This window comes from Acidipropionibacterium virtanenii, assembly GCF_003325455.1.
Lineage (GTDB): Bacteria > Actinomycetota > Actinomycetes > Propionibacteriales > Propionibacteriaceae > Acidipropionibacterium > Acidipropionibacterium virtanenii.
The window spans coordinates 681,779-706,379 of sequence record NZ_CP025198.1 but is presented as its reverse complement, the minus strand read 5'-3'; the positions used below and the strand labels follow the sequence as shown (position 1 = coordinate 706,379).

General features: G+C 69.5%; 20 protein-coding genes and 1 pseudogene. 4 read left to right on the top strand and 17 right to left on the bottom strand.

Going from position 1 to position 24,601, the window contains the following annotated elements; translation table 11 throughout:
• Positions 1–97: 97 nt before the first annotated feature.
• From JS278_RS03100 to JS278_RS03070, 7 genes are all read right to left on the bottom strand, one after another.
• Entirely contained in the window at positions 98–889 is a 792-nt protein-coding gene (locus JS278_RS03100; RefSeq protein WP_114043921.1) for a DoxX family protein, read from the bottom strand.
• Positions 890–1,037: 148 nt separating this feature from the next.
• Complete coding sequence (locus tag JS278_RS03095) at positions 1,038–2,246, bottom strand: DNA polymerase III subunit delta' (RefSeq protein ID WP_425451460.1); 1,209 nt, start codon at positions 2,244–2,246, stop codon at positions 1,038–1,040.
• On the bottom strand, positions 2,243–2,905 hold the full coding sequence (gene tmk, locus JS278_RS03090) for a dTMP kinase (protein ID WP_114043920.1): 663 nt from the start codon (positions 2,903–2,905) through the stop codon (positions 2,243–2,245). The genes JS278_RS03095 and tmk overlap by 4 nt, the downstream gene beginning before the upstream one ends.
• On the bottom strand, positions 2,902–4,419 hold the full coding sequence (locus tag JS278_RS03085) for a hypothetical protein (protein WP_114043919.1): 1,518 nt from the start codon (positions 4,417–4,419) through the stop codon (positions 2,902–2,904). Before JS278_RS03085 ends, tmk begins: the two co-directional genes overlap by 4 nt.
• A 40-nt stretch (positions 4,420–4,459) precedes the next feature.
• On the bottom strand, positions 4,460–7,258 hold the full coding sequence (gene topA / locus JS278_RS03080) for a type I DNA topoisomerase (protein ID WP_114043918.1): 2,799 nt from the start codon (positions 7,256–7,258) through the stop codon (positions 4,460–4,462).
• 247 nt (positions 7,259–7,505) lie between these two features.
• Positions 7,506–7,805 (bottom strand): DUF2249 domain-containing protein, encoded by a 300-nt coding sequence (locus JS278_RS03075; protein ID WP_114043917.1) that lies wholly within the window; start codon positions 7,803–7,805, stop codon positions 7,506–7,508.
• A gap of 70 nt (positions 7,806–7,875) precedes the next feature.
• Positions 7,876–9,375 (bottom strand): DUF7059 domain-containing protein, encoded by a 1,500-nt coding sequence (locus tag JS278_RS03070; protein ID WP_114043916.1) that lies wholly within the window; start codon positions 9,373–9,375, stop codon positions 7,876–7,878.
• Positions 9,376–9,548: 173 nt separating this feature from the next.
• Between JS278_RS03070 and JS278_RS03065 the strand changes: the two genes are divergently transcribed.
• A complete protein-coding gene (locus tag JS278_RS03065) occupies positions 9,549–11,825 on the top strand; it encodes a DEAD/DEAH box helicase (protein WP_114043915.1) in 2,277 nt (758 codons plus the stop codon).
• A 131-nt stretch (positions 11,826–11,956) separates the two neighbouring features.
• On the opposite strand, the gene JS278_RS03060 is transcribed toward JS278_RS03065, so the two are convergent.
• From JS278_RS03060 to JS278_RS03045, 4 genes are all read right to left on the bottom strand, one after another.
• The gene (locus JS278_RS03060) at positions 11,957–12,217 is read right to left on the bottom strand and encodes a type II toxin-antitoxin system RelE family toxin (protein ID WP_114043914.1); all 261 of its coding nucleotides are present in this window, start codon (positions 12,215–12,217) and stop codon (positions 11,957–11,959) included.
• The gene (locus JS278_RS03055; protein WP_114043913.1) at positions 12,214–12,477 is read right to left on the bottom strand and encodes a type II toxin-antitoxin system Phd/YefM family antitoxin; all 264 of its coding nucleotides are present in this window, start codon (positions 12,475–12,477) and stop codon (positions 12,214–12,216) included. Before JS278_RS03055 ends, JS278_RS03060 begins: the two co-directional genes overlap by 4 nt.
• On the bottom strand, positions 12,464–12,790 hold the full coding sequence (relB, locus tag JS278_RS03050) for a type II toxin-antitoxin system RelB family antitoxin (RefSeq protein ID WP_114043912.1): 327 nt from the start codon (positions 12,788–12,790) through the stop codon (positions 12,464–12,466). The genes JS278_RS03055 and relB overlap by 14 nt, the downstream gene beginning before the upstream one ends.
• 143 nt (positions 12,791–12,933) lie before the next feature.
• Positions 12,934–13,650, bottom strand: a complete 717-nt coding sequence (locus JS278_RS03045; protein WP_114043911.1) for a DNA-binding protein — start codon at positions 13,648–13,650, stop codon at positions 12,934–12,936.
• Between the two features lie 434 nt (positions 13,651–14,084).
• On the opposite strand from JS278_RS03045, the gene JS278_RS03040 reads away from it, so the two are divergent.
• Together JS278_RS03040 and JS278_RS03035 are read left to right on the top strand one after the other, a co-directional pair.
• Positions 14,085–14,627, top strand: a complete 543-nt coding sequence (locus JS278_RS03040) for a hypothetical protein (protein ID WP_114043910.1) — start codon at positions 14,085–14,087, stop codon at positions 14,625–14,627.
• Complete coding sequence (locus JS278_RS03035) at positions 14,624–15,484, top strand: nucleotidyl transferase AbiEii/AbiGii toxin family protein (protein WP_220150027.1); 861 nt, start codon at positions 14,624–14,626, stop codon at positions 15,482–15,484. Before JS278_RS03040 ends, JS278_RS03035 begins: the two co-directional genes overlap by 4 nt.
• Before the next feature lie 56 nt (positions 15,485–15,540).
• Here the strand turns inward: JS278_RS03035 and JS278_RS03030 are convergent, their stop codons facing one another.
• Both JS278_RS03030 and JS278_RS03020 read right to left on the bottom strand, forming a co-directional pair.
• Positions 15,541–16,875 (bottom strand): AAA family ATPase, encoded by a 1,335-nt coding sequence (locus tag JS278_RS03030; protein WP_245935179.1) that lies wholly within the window; start codon positions 16,873–16,875, stop codon positions 15,541–15,543.
• Positions 16,876–17,248: 373 nt separating this feature from the next.
• Positions 17,249–17,614, bottom strand: a complete 366-nt coding sequence (locus tag JS278_RS03020) for a hypothetical protein (RefSeq protein ID WP_114043908.1) — start codon at positions 17,612–17,614, stop codon at positions 17,249–17,251.
• Positions 17,615–17,751: 137 nt separating this feature from the next.
• On the opposite strand from JS278_RS03020, the pseudogene JS278_RS03015 reads away from it, so the two are divergent.
• Positions 17,752–19,140 (top strand): annotated as a pseudogene (locus JS278_RS03015) (IS1380 family transposase).
• A gap of 232 nt (positions 19,141–19,372) precedes the next feature.
• On the opposite strand, the gene JS278_RS03010 reads toward JS278_RS03015, so the two are convergent.
• The 4 genes from JS278_RS03010 to JS278_RS02995 all read right to left on the bottom strand — a co-directional run bounded on the left by JS278_RS03010 (position 19,373) and on the right by JS278_RS02995 (position 24,172).
• Positions 19,373–19,699: a MafI2 family immunity protein gene (locus tag JS278_RS03010; RefSeq protein ID WP_114043907.1), complete on the bottom strand. Its 327-nt coding sequence runs from the start codon at positions 19,697–19,699 to the stop codon at positions 19,373–19,375.
• The gene (locus JS278_RS03005) at positions 19,696–21,924 is read right to left on the bottom strand and encodes an RHS repeat-associated core domain-containing protein (protein ID WP_114043906.1); all 2,229 of its coding nucleotides are present in this window, start codon (positions 21,922–21,924) and stop codon (positions 19,696–19,698) included. The genes JS278_RS03010 and JS278_RS03005 overlap by 4 nt, the downstream gene beginning before the upstream one ends.
• 126 nt (positions 21,925–22,050) lie before the next feature.
• Positions 22,051–22,356 (bottom strand): LamG domain-containing protein, encoded by a 306-nt coding sequence (locus JS278_RS03000; protein WP_114043905.1) that lies wholly within the window; start codon positions 22,354–22,356, stop codon positions 22,051–22,053.
• Complete coding sequence (locus JS278_RS02995) at positions 22,313–24,172, bottom strand: DNRLRE domain-containing protein (protein ID WP_147243137.1); 1,860 nt, start codon at positions 24,170–24,172, stop codon at positions 22,313–22,315. Before JS278_RS02995 ends, JS278_RS03000 begins: the two co-directional genes overlap by 44 nt.
• Positions 24,173–24,601 lie beyond the last annotated feature (429 nt).

Sequence of the window (24,601 nt, the reverse complement as noted above, 5' to 3'; positions counted from 1 at the left end):
CACCCGGGCCATGGGCCGAGCCTATCGGTCCCCGGACGCCGGCCCGCCCCGGCGTCCGACAGGGACACCGGGGCGGGCCGCGAAGTGAACGGCCGGGTCAGCGAGCGGCCCTGGCCTCGGCGCGACGATGGCGGCCCCGGGCGTCGACCGCCCAGCCCCCGGCGCCCACGCACAGCAGCAGCAGGCCGCTGGCGGCCAGTAGCAGGGCGGGCTCCCCCTCGATCCCCGACTCGGCGAAGATGTTGAAGTTTCCCCAGTGCACGAAGACCAGTGCGGCCACGCCCAGGGCCAGGGTACCCAGGCCGGCGATCCTGGTCACCAGACCGAACAGCAGTGCCAGGGCGGCCAGGCCCTCGCAGATGCCCAGCACCCAGACCAGATCGGCGGCATAGGGCAGGCCGATGCCCTCGATCATCTCCAGGGTTCCGGCGCGCTGGGTGAGGTGCTGGAAACTGTGGACGCCCAGCACCCCGGCGATCACGAGGCGGAACAGGAAGAGCCCGAAGGATGGCCACCATCTGTCGGTGGAGGGCCGGGGAGCCGGCTCGACCACCGGATCGGGCTCGTCGACGGGGGTGACGGTACCCAGAGTCCGCTCCCGCGACGCCCGCTCCCGGGCCCGCTCCTCGGCATCCAGGCGACGGCGCTCGTCGGCCTGTCGCAGCCCCTCCTGATCATCCGCCTCGTCCGGGGTGGCTCCGGTCAGCACCTGGGTGTGTTCGGCGGGATCCTCGGACGCCGTCCGGTAGTAGCCGGAATCGCCGGACCCGAGCACCTGGGTGGGGTTCTCGTCGGCGACGTCCGGGGTCTCCGGGATGACTCGGGTGGCCTCGGTGTCGGCGTCGTCGCTCGCGCTGTTGTCAGTCGTCCTCTTGACAGGCTTGCTCACGTCAGCTCCTCACGGCTCGATCGAACCGGGCCTCACTCCAAGGCACGGCACATTCCCACTGTGTCATCGGAACCCGGCGCGTCGTAGGAGCAACACGCACGCGAACTACACCCGTGTAAGTGATCGCTCGCCGCGAACCCGGTACGGCTCAACCCCTGGGTGCCAGGTTCACCAGCAGCGCCTCCATGGCCAGCTGCGGGGAGACGTTCGTCTCCAGGGCGGTGCGCGCCTCCAGGATGGCGTCGATGCGCCTCACGGTCCGGTCGCTGGTCGAGCTCCGGGCCACCTGGCGGATCCGATCGGCGATCCCGGCGTTGACCAGCCTGGACCCGGTGAGCCGCTGCTCCTCGCCGGGGCGCACCGCTCCGGTCTGGAGGGCCAGGACGTCGCGGTGGAAGGTGGTGAGTTCGGTGAGCACCCGGTCCAGGGCGTCGCGCTGGAGCCTCTTGACGCGGGCCTTCTGCTCGTCCTCCAGGTCCTTGATCGCTGCGGCGGCGTGCCTTGGCCGGGCCCCTTTGGTGCCGAAGCCCAGGGCCTTCTCCAGCTCGCCGCGCTCCCGGGCGTCCTGGTCGGCGGTGGCGGCCGCGGCCTCCTGCCCGGTCTCGGCGACCAGCTCCTGGGCGGCCCGCAGGCAGTCGCCGAGATCGTTCAGGCCGGTGGGCAGGGCCAGGATCCGGTCGCGACGGGATCTGGCGTCCTCGTCGCGGGCCAGCCGGCGGGCCCGGCCGATGTGGCCCTGGGCCGCCCGGGCGGCCTCGGCGGCCAGTTCGGGGGCGACGCCGTCGCGGGTGACGAGCAGTTCGGCGACCGCCTCGTCGCGGGGGGTGGCCAGGTGCAGGCGGCGGCACCGGGAGCGGATGGTGACGATGACGTCGTCGGGGGTCGGGGCGCACAGCACCCAGACGGTGCGGGCCGCGGGCTCCTCGATGGCCTTGAGAAGGGCATCGGCACCGCGCTCGGTGACCCGGTCGGCGTCCTCGACGACGACCACCTGGTGGCGGCCCCGCGAGGGGCTCATCGCGGCCCGGCGCACCAGCTCGCGCACCTCGTCGACGCCGATTGAGAGGGTCTCGGTGCGCACCAGAGTGACATCGGGATGGGCCCCCGACAGCGCGGTGCGGCAGTCGTTGCAGGCCCCGCAGCCGCCCTCCGCGCACTCCAGGGCGGCGGCGAAGGCCCGGGCGGCGTTCGAGCGTCCCGATCCGGGCGGGCCGGTGAGCAGCCAGGCGTGACTCATCGCATGGGCCTGCCCGCCGACCGCACGGCGCAGCACGGCGACGGCCTTCTCCTGGCCGACGAGTTCGGACCACACCCCGGTCAGCGGTGGGTCGCGCACGATCTGCGGGTTCACTGTCACGATCTCATCGTGCCATCGGGATCCGACAGATCCGAGCCCGTGTCGATCCCCAGCATCGGCGCCAACCGCTCGCGGACCGCCGCCGCGATGCGATCCCGCGGGTCGCGGGCCGGCAGCACCAGGTAGTGCTGCGGGTCGCGGGCGGCCAGGGCCAGGAACTCGTCGCGCACCCTGCGGTGGAAGTCCAGACTCTCGGACTCCATGCGATCCTTGTCGACGATGGTGGCGGTGGTCTCGGCGGGGTCGGCGTCCAGCAGCACGGTGAGGTCGGGCCTCAGCCCGTCGGTGGCCCAGCGCGCCAGGGCGTCGATCTGCGCGGCGTCCAGGACGCGCCCGGCCCCCTGGTAGGCCAGCGTCGAGTCGATGTACCGGTCGCAGACCACCAGCTGCCCGCGCTCCAGGGCCGGTCGCATCACCTCGGTGACGTGCTGGGCCTTGTCGGCGGCGTAGAGCAGGGCCTCGGCCCGGTCGTCGAGGGTGCCCGATGCCGGGTCCAGCAGCAGGGTGCGGATCCGGGAGCCGAGCGGGGTGCCGCCGGGCTCGCGGGTCATCATGTGATCGACGCCGTGGCTGGCCAGCCAGCGGTCGAGGAAGCGCGACTGGGTGGTCTTGCCCACCGAGTCCCCGCCCTCCAGGACGATCAGAAGCCCTCTGCTCATGCCTTCGTCGCCTTGATGATCCTGCGACGCCGCTCCGGCCATTCCTCGAGGAACTCCGCGCGCGCCTCGTGCTGCTGGTCGAGGTCGCGTTCCAGGCGTCGTCCCGCCTCGAAAGCCTCCTCGGGGGTGAACCCGGAGATCTGCTCGGGGGTCGGCCCGGGGTTCACCGATCCGGTGCGTCCCAGTTCGCGGGCCACCTTCCCCAGCCGCCCGGTCAGTTTTCTCGTGCCGCCGGCCCCCTGCAGGGTGCCGACCAGGGAGGCGGCGGACTCTGCGGCGTGGCGGGCCCGCGCCCAGCCGTGGTCGATCTCCGGATCGAGCTGATCGCACCGCTCCAGGACCTCCCGGACGCCGGTCCTGATCCGCTCGGCCAGCACCGGTCTGGCCGGCACGTTGCCGTCGCCCAGAAGTTTGGGGGCGCGGGTGGCGGTGACCAGCATGTCGAGGAACTGGTAGTAGGACTCGGGCAACCGGTGGACGGTGATGCTGTCCGGGTCCAGGACGAGGACGCGATCGATCCTTCGGGTGAGGTCGCTCACCCAGCGGGGCTCCAGGAGGTCGGAGAGCCCCTCGAGGACGACCCTCAGCTTGGCCACGGCCGCCAGCAGTTTGTCGATCCGGCCGTGGCGGCCGTCGTCGTGGATGCCGTCCCGGGGGGCGGTGATCGGGTCGCCGCCCAGATCCAGCAGTTCGTCGGGCAGCCGGTTGTCGGGCAGCACACCGGGCTCGCGCGACTTCTCGACCGGATGCGCGGCCGAGCCGGACCGAAGGGTCATCCCGTCGCTGCGGGCCTTCAGGTCGGCCTCCATGACCTTCCGCAGGCACCGGATGAGACGGTTGGAGACGAATCCCTCGAGAGTGGCCGCGACATTGGGCGGGACGCTGCGCGGCACGTCCGACATCGCCCCGGCCCTCGGCCCGAGCCGCTCCAGCGTGGAGGGGAAGGCCTCCACCTCGGTGGCGCCCAGGGCGATCATCCGGGTCACCAGCCAGTCCCGCTGGGTCGACGAGAGCTTGGTGCGCGGGGTGATGGTGACCTCGCGGGCGCGGCTGGTTGTCACCCCGGACTCCACGACGCTGATCCGGTCGTCGCGGATGTCTGCCAGCGGGCTGCCGTCGCCGCGCAGCATCCTCATCTCCCGCCGGTCGCAGCTCAGGGCGGCCGAGGGGGTCAGGGTCGCGCCGCGCAGGAAGGGCTTCACCAGGCAGGTGAAGTCCCGGGGCAGTTCACCGGCGGCGTCCAGGGCGATGGAGCAGTCCACCGGCAGCCAGGGGGACCAGGACGGAGCGTCCATGTACCACTCCCCCATCGAGTCGATGACCCGATGGGCCAGAACCACTCCGGCGCGCAGCAGGCGGTGGTCGGTGGAGTCCAGCAGGGTGACGTCGCTGGTGAAGGACCGGCTCGGGCCCCGGGTCACCAGCCTGGCGACCCCGACATCCGGATTGGCGAGCAGTGGTGGCTCGGCCGCCCAGGAGGCCTCGAACAGAAGGGGTTGACGTGCCGATCCCATCGGTTCCCTCTCATCGCTGCTCTCCGGTACGGGTCTGAATCTACCGGCTGTCGCTGGAGCCTGCTGATTGTGAGGGCTTGCCCGCCGGCTTCTTCGAGGTCGCTTTCCTGGCGGTGGTGGACTTCTTGCTGGTCGTCCTCCTGGCCGGTGCCTTGCGCCGGGTCGAGGGACCCTTGGCCCGCTTCTCGGCCAGCAGCTCCTGGGCGCGCTCGGCGGTGATCTCCTCGACCGAGTCGTCCTTGCGCAGGGTGGCGTTGGTCTGGCCGTCGGTGACATAGGCGCCGAAGCGGCCGTCCTTGACGACGATGGGCTTGCCGGACGTCGGGTCCTCTCCGAGCTCCTTGAGGGGCGGCTTGGCGGCCGCCCGGCCGCGCTGCTTGGGCTTGGAGTAGATCTCCTCGGCCTGCTCCAGGGTGATGGAGAAGAGCTCGTCCTCGCTGGTGAGCGAGCGCGAGTCGGTGCCCTTCTTGAGGTAGGGGCCGTACCGTCCGTTCTGGGCTGTGATCTCGGTGCCGTCCTCGGTGGTGCCCACCACTCTGGGCAGCGACAGCAGCTTGAGGGCGTCGTCGAGGGTGACGGTGGCCAGGTCCATCGAACGGAACAGGGAGGCGGTGCGCGGCTTGGACTTCTTCGCCTTCCCTCTGCCGGTCTGCTTCCCGGAGCTCTTAGGGGCGTCGGCGGGCTCGTCGTCCAGCACCTCGGTGACGTAGGGGCCGAAGCGCCCGTTCTTCGCCACGATCATGGTGTGGGTGTGCGGATCCAGCCCGAGTTCGCGCTCCTCGCCGTTGGGGCTGGCCAGCAGTTCGCGCGCCTTTGCGACGGTGAGCTCGTCGGGCGGCAGCTCGTCGTCGACGTTGGCGCGCTTGCCCTCGGCGTCCTCCACGTAGGTGCCGTAGCGGCCCACCCGCACGACGATGCCGGAATCCTGACCGCCGACCGGGAAGGTGGAGGTGGCGCGGGCGTCGATGTCGCCCAGCTCGGTGACCAGCTGATGCAGACCCTCGTGACCCGACGCCGGGGTCGGGCCGTCGTCCCCCGAGCCGCCGCCCTGCCCGTAGTAGAAGTTGGTGAGCACCTCGACGCGTTTCGCGTTGCCCTGGGCGATCTCGTCGAGGGTGTCCTCCATGTCGGCGGTGAACTGGTAGTCCACCAGGTTCGAGAAGTGGTTCTCCAGCAGCCTGGTGACCGCGAAGGCCAGCCAGGTCGGCACCAGCGCCTGACCCTTCTTGAAGACGTAGTCGCGGCTGGTGATGGTGCGGATGATCGACGCGTAGGTCGACGGCCGACCGATCTCCAGCTCCTCGAGCTTGGCCACCAGGCTGGGCTCGGTGTAGCGGGCCGGCGGGCGGGTGTCGTGGCCCGAGGCCGTGACGTCCTGGCAGTCCAGTCCCTGACCGCGGGTCAGCTGCGGCAGGCGCTTCTGGGCGTCGTCGGAGGAGCCCTCGTCGACGGACTCGACGTAGGCCCGCAGGAATCCGTGGAAGGTGATGGTGCGTCCCGAGGCGGTGAATCCGGCGCGGGCGACGTCGCCGCCGGCGATCGCGACCGGGGAGGCGGGCACGGCGTCGATACCCACCGAGAGGGTCTCGCCCTTGGCGTCGGCCATCTGGGAGGCGATGGTGCGCATCCACACCAGCTCGTAGAGCTTGAACCGCTCGCCGGTCAGGCCGGCCTGGGCGGGGGTGCGGAAGTGGTCGCCGGCGGGCCGGATGGCCTCGTGGGCCTCCTGGGCGTTCTTGACCTTGGAGGCGTACACGCGGGGTTTCGCGGGAACGTGGTCGGATCCGTAGAGCTCGACGGCCTGGGCCCGGGCGGCCCGGACGGCCTCGTCGGACAGCGCCACCGAGTCGGTTCGCATGTAGGTGATGTAGCCGCCCTCGTACAGGTCCTGGGCCACCGACATGGTGCGCTGGGAGGTGAAGCCGAGCTTGCGGCCGGCCTCCTGCTGCAGCGTGGTGGTGCGGAAGGGGGCGTAGGGGCGGCGGGTGTAGGGCTTGGCCTCCACCGAGGTGACGGTGAAGGCGGCCTTCTCCAGGGCGTCGGCCAGGGTGGTGGCCGAGGCCTCGTCGAGACGGCGGACCTCGCGGTCCTTACGGGTGCCGACCAGCTTGCCGTCGGCGTCGAAGTCGCGGCCCTGGGCGACGCGCGTCCCGTCGAGGGTGGCCAGCTTCGCGGTGAAGGACTCGTGGGTGTCCTTCGTCTCCAGGACCCCTTCGAGGTCCCAGTAGTTGGCGGAGGTGAAGGCGATCCGCTCGCGCTCGCGGTCGACGACCAGGCGGGTGGCCACCGACTGCACGCGGCCGGCCGAGAGCCGGGGCATGACCTTCTTCCACAGCACCGGGGAGACCTCGTAGCCGTAGAGGCGGTCGAGGATGCGGCGGGTCTCCTGGGCGTCGACCAGATCGGTGTCGAGTTCGCGGGTGTGGGCGACGGCGTCGGTGATGGCCTTCTCGGTGATCTCGTTGAAGACCATCCGCTTGACCGGCACCTTGGGCTTGAGGGTGTCGAGCAGGTGCCAGGCGATGGCCTCGCCCTCACGGTCGCCGTCGGTGGCCAGCAGCAGTTCGTCGGATCCCTTGAGGAGGTCCTTGAGTTCGCGGATGGTGGACTTCTTGTCGGGCGAGACGACGTAGATCGGTGCGAATCCGTGGTCGACGTCGACCCCGGTACGCGCCCACGACTCGCCCTTGTACTTGGCCGGCACCTGGGAGGCGCTGGTCGGAAGGTCCCGCACATGGCCCTGGGAGGCGCGCACCACGTACTTCGGGCCCAGATAGCCGGCGATCATCGTCGCCTTGTGGGGCGACTCGACGATCACGAGGCTCTTGGTGGGTGCCATCTCTACCTTCCCGTAGGACGCTGTTCATGTCCTGGTCCTTGGCCTCCCCGGGGCTCAGGGGGGCCGTCCGACCATGTATACAACGCGACGTGGCGCCCACGGTAACGGGCCGAGGCGCGACACACCCCGCCCACAGCCCTCTGAAGGGTCGGGGCGGGGCGGTCCGTCCGGGCGCCCGCCGGACATGTGCGCGGGGTGGGCGGGCAGCCCACAACGGGTTTCAGCAGAGAGCGCCGGGTCGGGGCCCTCAGGCGACCCGGGTGAGCTTCAGCTTCCAGGCGCCGTCGTTGTCGGCGGTCCCCTCCTCCAGGTAGGAGATGTCCAGAGCGTCGCCGTTGATCTGCTGGAGCTGGCCGAGCAGGGGCAGCGGATTGTGCGGTGCGACGAGGGCCATCGCCTGGCCGGGGGCCAGCTGGGCGAAGGCCCCGATCACAGAGCCGTGACGGATGGCGTGCGGGATGGTGCGCACGTCGAGGACGGGCAGGCCCTCATCGGTCTCCCCGCAGGCGCAGTGGTGGGTCTCGGTGATCGGGATCTCGTGGGTCATCGCATCTCCTTTATCAATGATCAACTCATCAAAATACTAACAGGTGTGCCGAGGCCCGAATCGCAGGGGCTCACGCCCGCACGAGGATCCCCTCCCGCAGGGCCCGGCGCACCCGGGGCAGGACCTGCTCGCGGACCGTCCCGGCGTCCACCTCGAGGATCGCTGCGACCGCCGCCACGATGGCACCCAGATCCAGATCGCCGTCGCAGGCGCCCAGCACCCCGCCGAGCACCGTGTCGACCTCCATGGCCCGGCACAGCCCGGAGCGCTGCCGGTAGACCAGATGCTCCGGGTCGGCCTCGCCGGGCCTCCCGCTGGACTCGGCGACGACGTCGTCGCGGACCGTCCAGTGCCCGGCCAGCAGCGCATTGTCGGTGGCCAGGGCGTCGTCAACCCCCTCGCGGCGCTGCCCGATGGCCTCGCCGACGGGCTGTTCGATGCTCCAGGGCCACTCCTCGAAGGACAGGTCGGGATGCTCCCGGCCGGCCGCGGTGAGGGCGAGCCAGCCCATCGACACCCCGGTGATACCCAGTTCGGCGAAATAGCCGAGCCATTCGTCGTAGCGAGGCCGCCACTGCGCCGATCCGTCGAGGCCGGCGTCGGTGAGCCAGGTCTCGATGTACTCGTGGACGTCCAGGTGCTCGCGCTCCAGCACCCACATGTCGACGCCCAGCCCCTCGACCCATCCGGCCAGGCGCTCGGCCCAGGGCTGATCGCCGATCTGCGCCCAGTTGGCGAGGATCTGCACGGCACCGCCGGGATTGAGGTGAGCCGGCGCCTGGCGGACCACCTGTTCGATCAGCCCGTCGCCGCTGAATCCGGCCTCCCGGTAGGCCAGGCGCTGTCCCTTGGGCTGCGGCGGGCTCATGACGTAGGGCGGGTTGGAGACGATGAGATCGAACTTCTCGGGAACCGGGTCGAAGAGGGACCCCTCGCGCACCTCGACATCCGCCCCCTCGACAGTTCTGGTGCCGGACAGCGCCAAGGACAGTTCGGCCATCCGCAGGGCACGCTGGTTGACGTCGGTGGCGATGACCCGCCCCGCGTGCCGAGCCAGATGCATGGACTGGACCCCGCATCCGCAGCCCAGATCCAGGGCGGATCCCACTGGGCGCCGGGACGTCATCTGCGCCAGGGATGTGGACGCCGGGGAGACGCCGAGGACGTAGTCGGGGCGGGTTCTGGTGGTCTGCTTGTCGAGCCCGGGGGTGGGGTCGGAGACCGCCCATCCGGTGGCGTCGTCGTCCGGAGAGTCGTAGGGGCGGATGTCGACGGCCGCGGTGACGTTCTCGCCGTCGGTCTCGATGATCCCGGCGGCGGCCAGGTCGGCGAGCGGCAGGGCGGTCAGGTGGTCGATCGGTACCGGTCGGCGCAGCAGCCACAAGTTGATCACGGCTGCGAGGGAGTCGTCGCGCCCGGCCAGGGCGGTCTGAGCGGCGACGGTGGTGTTGCGCTCCAGGCCGCGGTGACCGGCTGCTCCCACCGCCTCCAGGACGGCGTCGGTGCGGTACCCGATCTCCTCGAAGGCGTCACGGAGGCGGGCGACGGCGTCAGGTTCCAGCAGGCTCATGTCCCCCAGTGTGGCGCGGCCCCGGACACAGCGCGCATTTCACTCGCTGGAGACCCGTTTCCGGGATGCTTCTGTCGGATCCTGGCCTCCAGCTAGTGAAATGCGCAGGCGACGCAGCATCCCTGGATGTCACCGGAAGGTGGCACGCTGTTCCCGTGGCTGTTCCCGGATGGATGCGTGGCGACCAGGTGGTCCATGTGGATCATCGCGGCGCCTCGGCGGGCCGCACCACGAGCTGGCCGGAATGGCTTCCCGCCGACTGCCGGGACTCGGTTCGGGCGGCCGGTATCAAGGCGCCGTGGGGGCATCAGCGCTCGCTGGCGGATCTGGCCTTCGCCGGGCATCACAGTGCGATCTGCACCTCGACGGCCTCGGGCAAGACGCTGGCGTATCTGCTGCCGGTGATGGCCGCAACCGCCTCCCACGAACCCGCGCTGGGCGTCCCCGACACGTCGCTGCGCGCCCAGCTGACCTCAAGGCGGCGCCATTCGGCGCTGTACCTGGCGCCGACCAAGGCCCTGGCCCACGACCAGTGGCGGGCTTGCCGCGAGCTGGGCCCTGAGGGCTGGGCGGTCTCGGCCCTGGACGGTGACTCCGACCAGGCCGAGCGGCAGTTCGCCCGCGATCACGCCAGCTATGTGCTCACCAATCCCGACATGCTGCATCACTCGGTGCTGCCGAATCATGCGCGCTGGTCGTCGCTGCTGGGCAGCCTGCGCTACGTGGTGGTCGATGAGGCGCACCGGTACCGCGGGGTCTTCGGCGCCCATGTGGCCCAGGTGCTGCGGCGACTGCGCAGGCTGTGCCGGATGCACGGCTCCGATCCGGTGTTCATCCTGGCCAGCGCCACCTCCACCAATGCCGCCGAGGCCGGCGCCCGGCTCATCGGGGCGCCGGTGGAGGTGGTGGATCGCGACGACTCCCCCCACCCGGCCCGCGACGTCGTGCTCTGGCAGCCCGAAGAGTCCACGACCGCCGATGCCGCGCGGCTGGTGGCCAGACTGGCCGACGAGGGGCGCCAGACCATCTGCTTCGTGGCCTCGCGCAGCCTGGCCGAGGTGATCGCGGTGCACGGCCAGGACCAGGTGATCGGGGACGCGGTGATCGCCTCCTACCGATCGGGCTATCTGCCCGAGGAGCGCCGGGCCATCGAGGCGGGGCTGCAGGACGGCTCGGTGCGGGCGGTGGTGGCCACCAATGCCCTGGAGCTGGGGGTCGACGTGTCGGGGATGGACGCCGTGGTGATCGTCGGCTATCCGGGCCGGCTCTCGACGCTGTGGCAGCAGGCGGGTCGCGCCGGGCGGGCCGGACGCGACGCCCTCGTGACGGTGCTGGCCCGCGAGGACCCGCTGGACCAGTACCTGTTCGGCCATCCCGAGCTGCTCTTCGGTCGGTCGGTGGAGACGACGGTGTTGCATCCGGACAATCCGTATGTGATGGGGCCGCATCTGGCGGCGGCGGCCCAGGAGGGGTTCGTCTCCCCCGCCGATGAGGAGTTCTACGGGCCGGCGCTGGCGCCGGTCGGCGACATGCTGGTGGCTCAGAAGGTGCTGCGTCGCCGCGGTCAGAAGCTGTTCTGGACGCGGCCCGAGCGGGCGGTCGACGCCATCGACCTGCGCTCGATGGGGGGCATGGGCATCGACGTCATCGATCATGTGACCGGCCGGGTGGTCGGCGTGGTGGACGAGCGGGCCGGCGACCGGACGGTCCATCCGGGGGCGGTGTACCTGCATCAGGGGGATCAGTGGCTGGTCGACGAGTACCTGCCCGCCGATCATCAGGCGCTGGTGCACCGTGAGGTGCCGGGGTTCTGGACCCAGCCGCAGTCGGCGTCGAGTGTGCGGATCGTCGCCGAGGAGCAGCGTCGGGCCTTCGGGGACGGGTATGTGGCATGCGGGCAGGTGGAGCTCACCGAGCAGGTGATCGGCTATCTGCGCCGCGACGAGGTGACCAACGACGTGTGGGACTCCACCGCGCTGGAGATGTCCGAGCACACCATGGTGACCCAGGCCTGCTGGTGGGTGGTCCCGGATGCGGTGACCGACCGGCTGGGGTTGGACGCCGTGGCCCTGGCCGGGGCCGCGCACGGCACGGAGCACACCGCGATCGGCATCCTGCCGGCCTTCGCGCCGTGCGACCGGTGGGACGTCGGCGGGGTGTCCAGCGCCCTGATGGCCGATACCGGCGCCTGCACCATCGTCGTCCACGACGGGCAGGCCGGCGGGGCGGGTTTCGCCCGCGCCGGATTCGAGCGGGCCGAGGAGTGGTGGCATGCGACGGCCAGGAGGCTGGCGGAGTGCCCGTGCGAGGCCGGCTGCCCGTCGTGCGTGGTCTCGCCCAAGTGCGGAAACGCCAACCAGATGCTCGACAAGGACGCCGCCCGCCGGCTCGCCGCGGCGATGGATCCGCTGTGGTCAGAGACCGGTCCACCTGCCCCGATCCGCAATTAGCCGCTGCTGTTTCTCGGATTCAGCCGCACATGTTTTTCGTACCAAGCCGCGGGACCGTCGCCGAACGTGCCACCACGCTCGTCGGCCAGAAGGGTCAGAGTCGTGGCCGCCGCTGGCGACGCGTTAGGTCTTCAGCGCCGGTACACCTCGCGTCGATGCCCAGCCCGGACTACGGTCACGATGAGTTCCTCGTCGAGCACGTCGTAGATCACCCGGTAGTTCCCGATCCGGATTCTCCAGGCCGTGTCCTCGCCGACCAGCTTCTTGGCGCCCTGGGGGCGCGGCTCGGCGGCAAGACCGGCAACGGCCGTCAGGATCCGATCTCGGATCTGGCGGGGCAGCTTACGTACCTGCTTGGCGGCGGCGCGGGTGAACTCGACCCGATAGGTCACTGGCGCAGCCCGGCCCGCAACTCATCGAGGCTGACCCTCGTGCCGTCGTCCTCGGCCTTCGCCTGCCGGTAGGCGGCCACATCCTGGGCCATCTCGAACTCCTCGAGGGCCTCCAGATCATCGGGGGAGATGACGACGGCAACCAGCTTGCCATTGCGGGTGACCCCGATGCGCTCTCCTCCATACATGGCCCGGCCCAGCACATCCGACAGCCTGGACCTCAGCTCTCGAGTAGTGACCTCATCATCAATGGTGCCCATAAATGCGAGTGTAGCCCTCTGGTACATTGTGTACACAATTTCGGCCACGTGCTTGTCGGAGTGCGGCGCGGCCTTCGGCCACATCATCAGCTGTGAGGTCGAGAGTGGAGGCCAGCTCGGAGAGGGGCCGGCTGCGGGCGCCGCCGGCCGTGAAGTCCTTGATGGCCCAGTCGGCGGTGTAGGCGTCCTCGAGTCCGTCGAGGTACTCGCGTACGGCGGTTCGGACGTAGAAGCTCTTGGTGCGCCCGGTGCGCCGGGCCAGGGCGTCGAGCCGGGCCTCCTCGTCGGGAGTGAGCCGAACAGCCACGGTCATAGTCACCTCCTGTAGGACATGTACACAATCTGAACTGCCTTGGCTCCCTCGACCGGCTCATGCTCATGGAGCCGCCAACGGTGCGCAACCCGAGCGTAAGGGGACTTGATTAATGCCAAGGCCTTGAGAGCATGTGAGCAGCGTCAATCGATGCCGGTCGCGCTCGTGAGTCCTGATATCGGGCAGGAATCGAGAGCAGCACCGAGCGTCGAGTGCCCGGCAACATAGAAATAGGCGTCCGGGTCGATCAGCTCGAACAGTACCCGTACCTCAGCCAGACGATTCTCCAGACCGGTACGGGTGGAGAACACCGGCTCGTTGTGAGCCAGCCTGTTGCGGAACTTCACGACACTGGTGACCAGCCCATGCACCCTCGCCCGCCCGGTACCCTTCGGGAAGGCGCGATGCAGGATCGGGTTCCAGATCGTTGGCGCTCGCTCGCCCACGGTCAGGGTCGACCAGAACCCGAACGTCAACACCGCCACGACTTCGGCATGGGTCGGCCGCGAACTCAGCCCGCGCTTCGCATCGCTCAACCGCGCGAGACTGGCCTGATTGCGGCGATGCTGCTGCGCGCGCGCTCGCTGGACGCCCTGCTCCAACTGAAACAGCGCCGACTGCGGATCGACCGCCCATTCGGGGTAGCGCCGGGACAGCTCTCGGTCATAGGCATTGCGAATCGCGATTTCGAGATGCCCGACATCCACGATCCCGGCGGCAGCCACACGTGAGTTCCACATGTAGGTCTCCATCGCGAGGGTGTGGTCGTCGGCTGCGACACGCAGGTAGCGCCGGTAGCGAGGCGCGCTCAACCACCGCACGGCTTGTGCGGCATCGAGCGCGGGCACCGGATTGGGCATACCTGCTATCCTAGGGACATCGCCCTGCGGATAACCGCCCTCTGTCTGGCTTAAGTCAGTTAGGCACCGCGGGGCTTTGTTCTGCCCGCGAGACGTGCCGGGGCCGTCCGGCCGCATCGCCGCGTTCCCCGACCCCGGACAAGAGGCTGACAAGCAATCCTCCGCCTGCGGCGATGCCAGGTCTGCGCCGGGCTCACCAGCGCTCCCGGATCGGACAGGGCAACTTGCGTACCTCTTGGCAGCGGCGCGGGTGAACTCGACCAGCCGACCGGGAGTTGGGTTCACTGTTCGGCGGTGTTCGCGGCACGGCCTCCGGCCACGTCATCAGCTGTGAGGCCGAGGGTGGCGACCAGGAGGAGAGGAGCCAGCTGCGGGCTCCCCGGCCTAGTGTGCGAACGGAGGCACAACTCTACCGTTTTCGGTATAGTTGTGTCATGGTCGCCAAGACAAGCTACCGGGATGTCGTGCGTGAGATCGCGTACGACAACTATGGCTACGTCACTACCAAGAACGCCATGGATGCCGGGGTTCCCGCGATTGAGCTGCCCAAGCTGGCGGCTCGCGGGGGTCTGACGAACGTCGCCTACGGCCTGTATCGCGTTCCGGACGTTCCGCCGACGCGCTTCGACCAGTTCGCCGAGGCTCTGCTGCGGGTCGGTGAGGGTGCGTATCTGCACGGGGAATCGGTACTGGCCTTGTTCTCTCTGGCCGACGTGAACCCCAAGCGGATCAAGGTCGCGGTTCCCCGCCGGGTGCGCACCAGACTCCCGGCCGTCATCGAGTTGACGCAGGTTCCCGCCGACGCGCGCACCACCTTCTATGAAGGATTGGCGTCGCAGCAGGTGGCCGATGCGATCCTCGAATGCCGCGGGCGGATCGAGACCGATCGCTTGGTGGACGCGGCGGGTAAGGCACGGCGAGAAGGCTTGCTGACCACTACGGAGTGGCGGCGGGTCGGGAAGGGACTACGGCCGTGAACTACGACAATGCACCGGTGAGCGTGCGCTCCTTGGAGCAGCGCATACGCAACCTCGAAGGTTCGGAAGGGCTGGCACTGCGCCGCCGTGTCTCGATGGCCTTGGTTGTTGTCGGCCAGATGCTTCCCGAGGGTGCCGTCAAGGGCGGCAGCGCTATGGCTCTGCGGTATGGGCGGGGAACTCGGTTCACCCAGGACTTGGACGCCGCGCGAGTTCAATCCCTGGCTGGGTTTCGCAGCGATTTCGAGGACTCGTTGGCGACGGGGTGGGCAGGGTTCACGGGGCGTCTCGTCGAGCGACCAGCGCCTCGACCCGCGGCCGTGCCGACCGCATACGTGATGCAGCCCTTCGATGTGAAGCTGGACTATCGCGGCAGGCCGTGGTGCACGGTGACGTTCGAGCTGGGACACAACGAACTTGGCGACGCCGACAAGCCCGAGTACCAGCTCTCCAGCAGCCTCGCCGGGATGTTCACCGAAGTCGGGCTGGACGAGCCGAAGCCCGTCCCGGTCATGCGCGCCGACCATCAGGTCGCGCAGAAGCTTCACGCCGTATCGAGTCCAGGCAGCGAACGCCCCAAGGACTTGGTCGATCTCCAGCTGCTCGACAAGAGCGAAGGCCTTGACCTCGTCCAAGTCGCCGAGACCTGTGTGCGGTTGTTCGGCTATCGCCGCCAGCAGTCCTGGCCGCCAACCATCCATATTGGCGACCAATGGGACACCCTCTATACCGAGGCAGCGGAGGGTATCGACGTCCTGTCGACCGTGGAAGACGCCGCCGCGTGGACCAATGAACTGATCCAACGCATCGTGGCAGCATCTTCACGCGAGTCTGGTCCCGCAACGTCGAAGTACTAACGCTGCTGTGCGCGGGCGCGCTGGACGCCCTGCGGCCATGCCAGGACGACGCCGGCTCACCAGCGCTTCCGGCTGCCCCAGACCCACCGGGATGCTCCGATGAGGCCCTGGCCCTCCAGCGTCGTCTGGCCTGTGTCGCGGACCAGTTCGTGGTGGACGACGCCGGGCACCGCTCCGCTATCCGGCAGACCGCCATCGCCCGGCTCGGAGTCCTCGCCGCTGGTCAGGGCGTCGACGAGGTGGCGGTCGTGGGAGACGAGCACCACCTGGCGGCGCAGCGCGGACTCGGCGACCAGTTCAGCCAGGGCGGGCATCACCGAGGGGTGGAGGCTGGTCTCGGGCTCGTTGAGCACCAGGAGTTCCGGGGGCTGCGGGGACAGCAGCGCGGCGGCCAGCATGATGAATCTCAGGGTGCCGTCGGACAGTTCCGGGGCGCCGAGGGGCCGCAGCAGTCCGGTCTGGTTGACGGCCAGGTGGAGGGATCCGTCACCGCCCTCCTCGACGCCGACGCGAGCCCCGTCGAGGGCCCGGGCGACGGCCTCCTGGAAGGGTGCGGCCCAGGCCGATTCGAGGATGGTGGCGACGGCGGCCGCCAGGTCGTGGGCGTCGTCGGCCAGGACGTCGGTGCGGGTGGCCACGCACGGCCGACGGGCCGGGGAGGCGGGGTCGGTGCGCAGCCCGTCGTAGAACCGCCACGATGACATGGTCCGGCGCAGCGCGACCAGTTCGGGGGTGGTGGCGCGGTCGGCGACCTCGTCGATGATGGAGTCGCGCGGCGGCAGCCGGGTCTCCAGCTCTGCCCAGCGACCGTTCTCGCGGGCCCGGACCTTGGACCAGCGCCGATCGACCAGGGTGCTGGCAGGCCGCAGCACCGGCGGCACGAAGACCTCTTCGCGTTTGATCTCGGGGTCGCGGAAGAAGAGCGTCGAGTCGGGGCCGGCCTGGGGCAGGCCGAGATCGACGAGGTAGCCCAGGTCGTCGGCCAGCACGCCCAGCCCCAGGCTGATCGGGCCGGTGCGCGTCCCGGTGCCCTGGATGGGAACCTGACCGGTGCGCATCGCCGAGGTGATCTGCTCGGGGCCGGCCCACAGCACCTGGGACAGTCCGCCCTCGGCGGCCAGGGAGCCGATGAGCCGGCCGTGGGCGATACCGGCCAGCAGCCGCAGGGCCCGGTACAGGTTGGTCTTGCCCGACCCGTTGGCGCCGGTGACGACGGTCACCCGCCCCAGCGGCAGCACCAGGTCGCGGATGCTGCGGTATCCGTGGACGGCCACCAGAGAGATCATGGAGACGACGCTACGTATCGCCTCCGACAGGGCCGGAGCGGGGCCGTAGCAGCCGTCAGAGCGCGAGAACCAGGCGCAGTGCTGCGTCGACGGTGCGGAGCTCATCGAAACTCAGATGTCCGGCCCGGTCCCCAAGCCGACTGGGGGTCGACGGCTGACGTCTGTTCGACGAGGACGCGCGTCTGGGCGCCGTCGAGGACGACAGCCGGGCGAAAGGTCGCGGGCCTGGCAGATGTCGATGTGGGCGCGACCATCCAGGTCGACAGCAGATCAAACTCGTCGGACTGTACGACGACGCCATACCGGCCCCCGTCTCCCGAAACTCTCGGCGGATCAGACCGAAGCGGTGACGCCAGAGCGCCCCATACTTCTCTATCCGACGGGCCTCTCTCGCTACGGGTGGCGGAATCGATGCCCAGCGGGTAGCGGAACGGACCGTTGCGGCCGGCTGTCCTGGTCGTGTTCTGGCCCGTCGGGGTCAGGTGACTTCCCGGGGGAGGAAGTCCTTGGGGCTGGCTGCGGTGATGATCTCGGAGAGTTGGCGGCGGACCAGGATCTGGCGCCGGAGTTCGTCGGGGTCGTACCAGGACCGGCCGGCGGTGGGTATGACGATCTGCCAGGCCTGCCCCGCGGGGGTGGCGGGCCAGGCCACGGGACGCAGGTCAAGTGAGAACCGGCCCCGGAGGGTGTCGGCCAGACCGTCATCCACGCAGATCATGTCGTAGTTCCAGTAGGGCACCCAGTCCCCGACCGGGGTGAGGTTGCGCCGCTGCAGTGTCAGTGATCCGGTCTGCGGAGCCTGGGGAATCCCGCAGGAATGGCACCAGCCCTCGGCCCCGAACATCGGATCCCTGCCTAGCCTCGGCATTTCATCGTTGAACGTGGGAGGGGCGGTCCGGGAGTAGGCGAAAGTGCTCCTGACTTGGCAGGATAGGGCTTGCTGAGAGTCACTGTCCGTCAAGGTCGAGGAGCACCTTCGAGGTGAAGACTACCGGGTCGTATCCACGTGTTCATGTCGATGCCGCACCGACCACGGCAGTGGGCCAGGCCGGCGGGGTGCTGCTGGTCGAGACGATCCGGGCCGCGGGCCTGGACCGGGAACTCTCGAAAGCACTGGCCCGGTGGGCCAAACCGCTGGCCATCCATGACCCGGGCAAGATCCTGTGCGACCTGGCGGTGTCGGTGGCACTGGGTGGGGACTGCCTGTCCGACCTGGCCGAGATCCGCGCAGAACCGGGCCTCTACGGCCAGGTGGCCTCCGATCCCACGGTCTCCCGGCTGATCGGGCTGCTCGGCGCCGATGCCGACGTCGCGGAGAAGGCCATCTCGAACGCCCGGAGAACAGCGCGGAGGCAGGTGTGGCGGCTGGCCGGCGAGCATGCTCCCGACGCGCGGATCAGCGCCGCGGATCCGTTGATCATCGACGTGGATGCGACCCTGGTCACCGCGCACTCGGAGAAGGAGGAGGCGGCCCCGACGTTCAAGAAGGGGTACGGCCATCACCCGTTGTGCGCGTTCATCGACCACGGAGCCCAGGGTTCCGGGGAGGCTGCGGTGATCATGCTGCGCCCCGGCAACGCCGGATCCAACACCGCCGCCGACCACCAGACGGTGATCCGGGCCGCTCTGGACCAGGCCGGTGCGGGCGGGAGGCCGGGCCGCAAGGTCCTGATCCGGATCGACGGGGCAGGATCGACCCACCAGACCCTGGCCGAACTGGTACGCCGCAGGGTCTCCTACTCGGTCGGGTTCACCCTGCCCGCCGACACTCCGCAGTTGTACGCCACGGTTCCCGAGTCGGTGTGGATCCCGGCCTACAACAGCGACGGCGAGATACGTGCCGGCGCCGATGTCGCCGAGTTCACCAACCTGTTGGACCTGACGGGCTGGCCGGCCGGGATGCGGGTCATCGTGCGGCGGGAGCGGCCTCATCCCGGGGCCCAGTTGCGCTTCGACAACGTCGACGGGTACCGGCTGACGGCCTTCGCCACCAACGCGACCCGGGGCCAGTTGGCGGACCTGGAGGTCCGCCACAGGCGCCGGGCACGGTGCGAGGACCGGATCCGCAATGCGAAGGACACCGGGCTGGTCAACCTGCCGTTGCACGGATTCGGGGCCAACCGGATCTGGTGCCAGATCGTGGCGATCGCCACCGACCTGATCGCCTGGATGGGACTGCTGGCCCACCCTGAATCAGAGGCGCGCCGGTAGGAACCCAAGAAGCTGCGCCACCGCCTCTTCGTCATCCCCGCCACGATCGCCCGCACCGGACGGCGCGTCATCCTCCACGTCTCCGAGCGCCACCGCTGGGCCAACACCGTCGTCGCCGCGTTCACCGCGTTACGGCGGCTTCCCGCGCCCGTCCCATAACCCCCCGACGCCGTCTACCCGCCCACGATCTGAAAGACTCCTCGGCCCGGACAGCCCGACCCCCGCAACGACATGCGGCGCACCGTCACACCCCTGTGCCAGAATCAAACCTCAACCGGCGGCACAGCCGCTGGACGACCATCAACCCCCGATCGATGAAAGATCGAGGCTAGCGATTGCTCGGGCCACAGCCAGCCACGATTGCGCCTGGCCTCAAGTGCAACGAACTCTCTCATTTCGCCTTTGTGGCATAGATCCATGAGACGCCGTCATGTGGGTCGAGTCTTGGACGATCTGTGAACTCGTACGAATAGTCGACGTAGATCTCCTGCGCAACTAAGGCCTCGAGTTCGCTGACGATATCTCTCATATCCTCTTCGTCTTCCTCGGTAAGACGGGACAACTGGAAGCGAAGCCTCAGGTGCCGTCCGTTCACCTCTACCCCGACCGCGTAGGCATGGTCGGGGATGAGGCCGAGGGAGGCCTGCGAGGTCTGCGCGGTGGCGTAGTTCTCCCATATCGGCGCCCGGGCGGGATCTTCGGGAGTTGGTAGTGTCATGGTTTCCACCTCGGATTATATGGTACGACACTTGGAGATTTAGTCCCCTTGATGAAGAATACATGCGTCGGTTGATCTATGTATCCTGACCTCGGATTTTGATTGAATCCTGTAACGCTATTCACCCTCACGACTATATCATTTCCTTTGACGCCCAGGACCTGAGCATCTCCATTATGAAATGCGTCCAGCACGTCCTGGGCATCATCAGCTGACTTGAAGTAGCTTCCTCTATAATATTCACGAGCTCCACGCACGTGGCGACCCTGCTTCTGGACACTGATAGTCTTCCTCACCGCGGCGCGGTCGATCGTCACGCCCTTGCTCGTGGTGATAAATCGCGGTGGGGCCGGTTGTGCCTTGGGTCCGAAGATGCGTCCGAGCCATCGGCCGATGAAGGGGGCGGCGGCTCCGAAGATCATGCCGATCCCGGCGGAGGTCAGGATGCCGTTGCCGGTGATGGGTTCCCCGAGGATGAGTTGAACAATGAGGTAGAAAGCGACTCCTTCGACCGCGCCGAGTGCCGCGCCCTGGGCGATGGCACCGAACGGAACGCATCCGAGGCACAGCAGGTAGGGGTTGGGTGGTGGGGGCAGGGGTGTGACGGCCGCGGGTCTGGCCGGAGCCTTGTATCGGGCTTTGGAGACGGCGTGGCGGGCGGGGGCCCGTCGGGGGGTGGTGTAGCGGTAGGCGCGGTGGCCCCCGCCGTTGTATCCCCCGCCGTGGTACCGGCTGCCCCCGCGCCCAGACCCGCCACCACCGCTACGGCTGCCGCCCCCGCCGCTGCTGCTGGTGGGGCGGTGGGTCTCGTGGAGGGACCCGCCGGTCTCGTTCATCGACCCGGTGGTGCCACCCCCGCAGACCGTCGAGGAACAGAACGCCAGCCCCGACGGGTCGGGACGATCCACCGGATTGCCGGCCCCGTAGCTGTACGGGTTCCACTGGGCGGGGTCGGTGACGTCGATGATCGGGTCGGGCTGGGTGAAGGTCCCGGTGACCGGGTCGTAGTCCCGCGCGCCCAATCTGAGGGTTCCGGCCACGGTGTCGGTGATGCCGGCGGCCATGCCCCGGGCCCCGGACCAGCCGCCAGGCTGGGGGCCGCGCAGCCCGCCGAACGGATCAGCCCGGCGCACCAGGGGTGCGGGGGTGGTGGCGGCGTCGACCTGCCAGTCGGTGCCGCTGCCGTCGGTCCATTGCCAGGCCAGCCGGTTCGCCCCGGTGGTGGCGGTGCGCCGGGCGATGGCGGCGCCCTGATACTGGTAGATCCTGGTCGCGGTGACCTGCCCGCCGGTCAGGGACAGTTCGGTGCCGCCGGGCAGGTAGACCGTCTGGACCCCGCCGATACTGGTGGCGACCCGGTCCCCGTCGGCATCGTAGGCGTAGGCCGACGACCTGCCCCCGTTGGTGTTGGTGGCGGCGGCCAGGTGATTCTCGGCGTCGTACTGGTTCTCCACGGTGCCGGTGGCGGTGCCGGCCAGCACCGATCCGGAGACCCGGCCGGTGGTGTTGCCCCCGGCGTCGTAGCCGAAACTCGTAGTCACCGGCGTGGCGCCGGGGGCGGCCACGGTCTGGGAGACCGGCGCGTGAGGCCGGGCGGCAGTAGCCGCCGGGTAGGTCCACGTCGTGACCGTCCCGGAGACCTGGTCGTCCTGGCGGGTCCGGTTCCCGGCCGCGTCATAGGCCCACGACAGCGAGTAGGGCGCCGGCCCCGACGGGGAGGCCGGCGCCGACGCCGGACACGTCGCCGAGGCCACCGTGTAGGCCGTGGCCAGGCGCCCGGCGAAATCATGACCGAAGCACTGCGTGTCGGTCGCCGCCCCGGCCTCCGGCTGGGCGGCCGAGATGCTGCGGGTCAGCCCCGAATCCGTGTAGCGGTACGAGATGTCGGCGTCCGCCTTCGCGGCGTTCTCCCGGTCCAGGCGCAGCCGGGCCAGCCGCCCGGTCGCCGGATCATGATCCATGGTCTGCCAGGTCAGATGGCCCGCCGAGGTTCCCGAGGCGCTCTGGGCCAGCCGGTCATCGGCGTCCAGCACCGCATCGGCCACATACGCCGCGTTCCCCAGCAGCACCGTGTGCCGGTCCACCGCGTCATAGCCGTACCGCAACTCCTCGGCGGCCAACGGACCCGCCCCCGGCAGCACCGTGCGTTTGAGGGTGCCATTCGGGTTGTAGACGAACGACTGGGTATAAGTGCCCGCCAGACGGGCATCGATCAGACCCGCCACCGCCCCAGCACGTCGAACAGTTCGACGACGACCATCATCGAGATGCAGTGGCGGGTAGTACCTCTATGGAGTTGTCAAGGAGCGTGGGCGATACGACCTTGGCGGACGTGCCCTGAGATCAGCGGGTCAGGAGCATTGCTCCCGATCTGCCCGGAATGTCGCGCGTTCCTGGTAGGTGGTGTGGATGGTGACCTTGTCGATGGCCCCTGTCCAGGTGGTGCCTCCCCAGCCGATGCCCAGGGTCTTGCCCTGGGCGGGGGTGATGCCGGTGGCCTGGTAGGTGTCATCGTCGAGGTCGACGTAGAGGTTGGCGCGTCCGGCCCCGTCGTAGGCGATGCCGACGTAGGCCCAGGTGTCGGCCTCGGCGGCGGGGCCGGTGATGGTGGCGTCACCGACCGATGCGGTCCAGTGGCCGTCGGTGATGGAGATCATGAAGGCGCGGTGACCCGGGGGCGGTGTACCAGAGGGCGAAGTGCTCTCCCGCGGCCAGGTCGGCGGATTCGGGGCGGATCCAGGCGGCGGCGGTGAACGCCTGCGTGGAGATCAGTCCGGCTCCGGTGGAGTCCAGCAGGCGGACGTTCTGGCCGCCTGGGTGGAAGGCCTGTCCCTGGGCGGCGGGGCAGCCGGGGGGTGTGACGCCGCCGGTCCACAGTCCGGTGCCCTGGCCGTCCAGCGGCAGGTTGAGTAGCACGGCGGGGTCCCCGGTATCGGTGCCGTCGCCGTCCAGCAGCCATCTGTGGGCCAGGGTCTGGGTGCCGGCGGCCTTCAGGTCCAGGTGGGCAGTCGGGGACTGGTTGCCGGCCCGGTCGACAGCGAGCCCGTAGAGCGTGGTGGGGCCGAGCGGGGGTTTCAGCTTCACCGTCACCCCGGCGCTGGTGCCGGGCACCGCGGTGCCGGGCGGATTGGTGATCCCCCACCGGTAGCCGGTGACGTCGGACGTGGGTGAGGTGAGTGCGTAGCCGGTGGCCTGGTTGGCGACGGGATTCTGTTCGCCGGTGATCACCGGGGCCACCGGGGCGGTCCAGTCGGCGGTCACGGCGTAGGAGCCCGACCAGCCCGAGCATCCGCCGCCGGAATTGGAGCAGGCCTGGACACGGTAGGAGTAGGCGCCCTCTTTCGGCGGTTTCCAGGTGGCGTTGACCGTGCCCGCCCCGGTGATGTATCCGGAGTTGAATGTGGTCCAGGTTCCTGATCCGTAGGGCGAGACCCCGAACTTCGCGAACAGCTTCGAGTCGGTCTTGTCGCCCGAGGCGATGGCCGCTGACAGCGTCAGGGTCTTCGCCGAGGTGTAGGGGGTGCCGTTGTACAGCGGGGCGACGTTCGCCCTGGCGGGGGTGTTGGGGGTGACGTGGTAGACCACGGTCAGCGCGGGGGCCTGGCCCGCGATGGTGGCGTAGCGGCGCCACCCGTCCCTGTTCGATTCGTTGGCCGAGCGCAGCATGAGGGTCATCGCGCCGGTGGTCTGGTAGCCCTTGACGCCCTGGGTCACGTTCCATTCTGTGCGCGAGTAGCCGGGGCATGAACTCGAATGGCCGTGGGCCACCGTCGCGGTGGACTGCAGGATCTTGGCGGCGGGCTGTTTGCTCCACGTTGTGGCTGAGGAGATGGGGTCGGTGGTCCAGGCCTGAACGCCGGGGCCGTAGGTGGCCAGGTTGCAGTTGAAGTTCGCCGAGTGGGTGTTGCGGTGGGCCAGGGTCGCCGAGGCGATGACCCGGCCTTTGAGGGAGGCGAGGTTGAAGCGGTAGTAGACCCGCGAGACCTTGTTGTCACTCCAGCCGTCGTAGCCCACCCGGGCCTCCTCGGTCGATCCCCAGAAGGTCTGGCCGTTGTTCCACACCATCGTCCAGGCGGCCTGCCCCACGGTCATGGCCGGATCCACCACGACCGGGAACACGGTGCCGGGGTCGTCCAGCATCGCGGTGTCCACGCCGAGGGCCAGCCGGTGCCCGTCGACGGCCGCGGTGATCTGTCGGCGGTGGCCGTCCCCGCCCGTGGTGGCCACCGCGGCGGCATCGGAGCGGGCGGGGGCGGGTAAGTCGGAGGCGTCCCACATCGCCAGGCCGGGCGCGGTGAACACCAGGCCGCCCTCACCGTCGGTGACTGTCAATCCCTCACGTGAGGCGTTCAGTGACAGGCCCGGCGAGGCAGCCCACGTGTAGGCCAGGTTCGCCACCACGTCGGCGTCGGCCGCTGCCGCGCTGGTGATGACGAGGTAGGTCGCCACACCGGTCCCGGTGGCCCGGGCCACCAGATCCACCCCTGGTGCGACGTCGCGGTATACGGCGGTGTCCCCTGGTGACCACAGGTGTGGGTAGAACTGTGGGCCAGGACAGCTGGAACCAGCGCCCCGCCTCGTCGGCCAGGCGGGCCAGGACGGTCCCGCCACCGGCCTCCAGTGACGCGTCGACCGCGCCGGCCCGGGGAGCCAGTCGCCCCGCAGCTGGGGTGAGGTCCTGATCGACCGGCCTCCACGCCCCGTTCTGCTTGACCTGGGCGGGAGCCGGCGTGATCGTGGCCTCAAGCGTGCCATCGGGTCGGGCGGCCACCAGTGATGTCTGGGTGGTGGAGGCCGCCACCGGCACCGTGGCCCCGCTGGCCTTCGCCTGGGCCAGCGCCTCGGCCTCAGCCGGTGTCGCCGGGACCCCGGTCGGCTCATTGTCACCGGACTGTGGCTCGG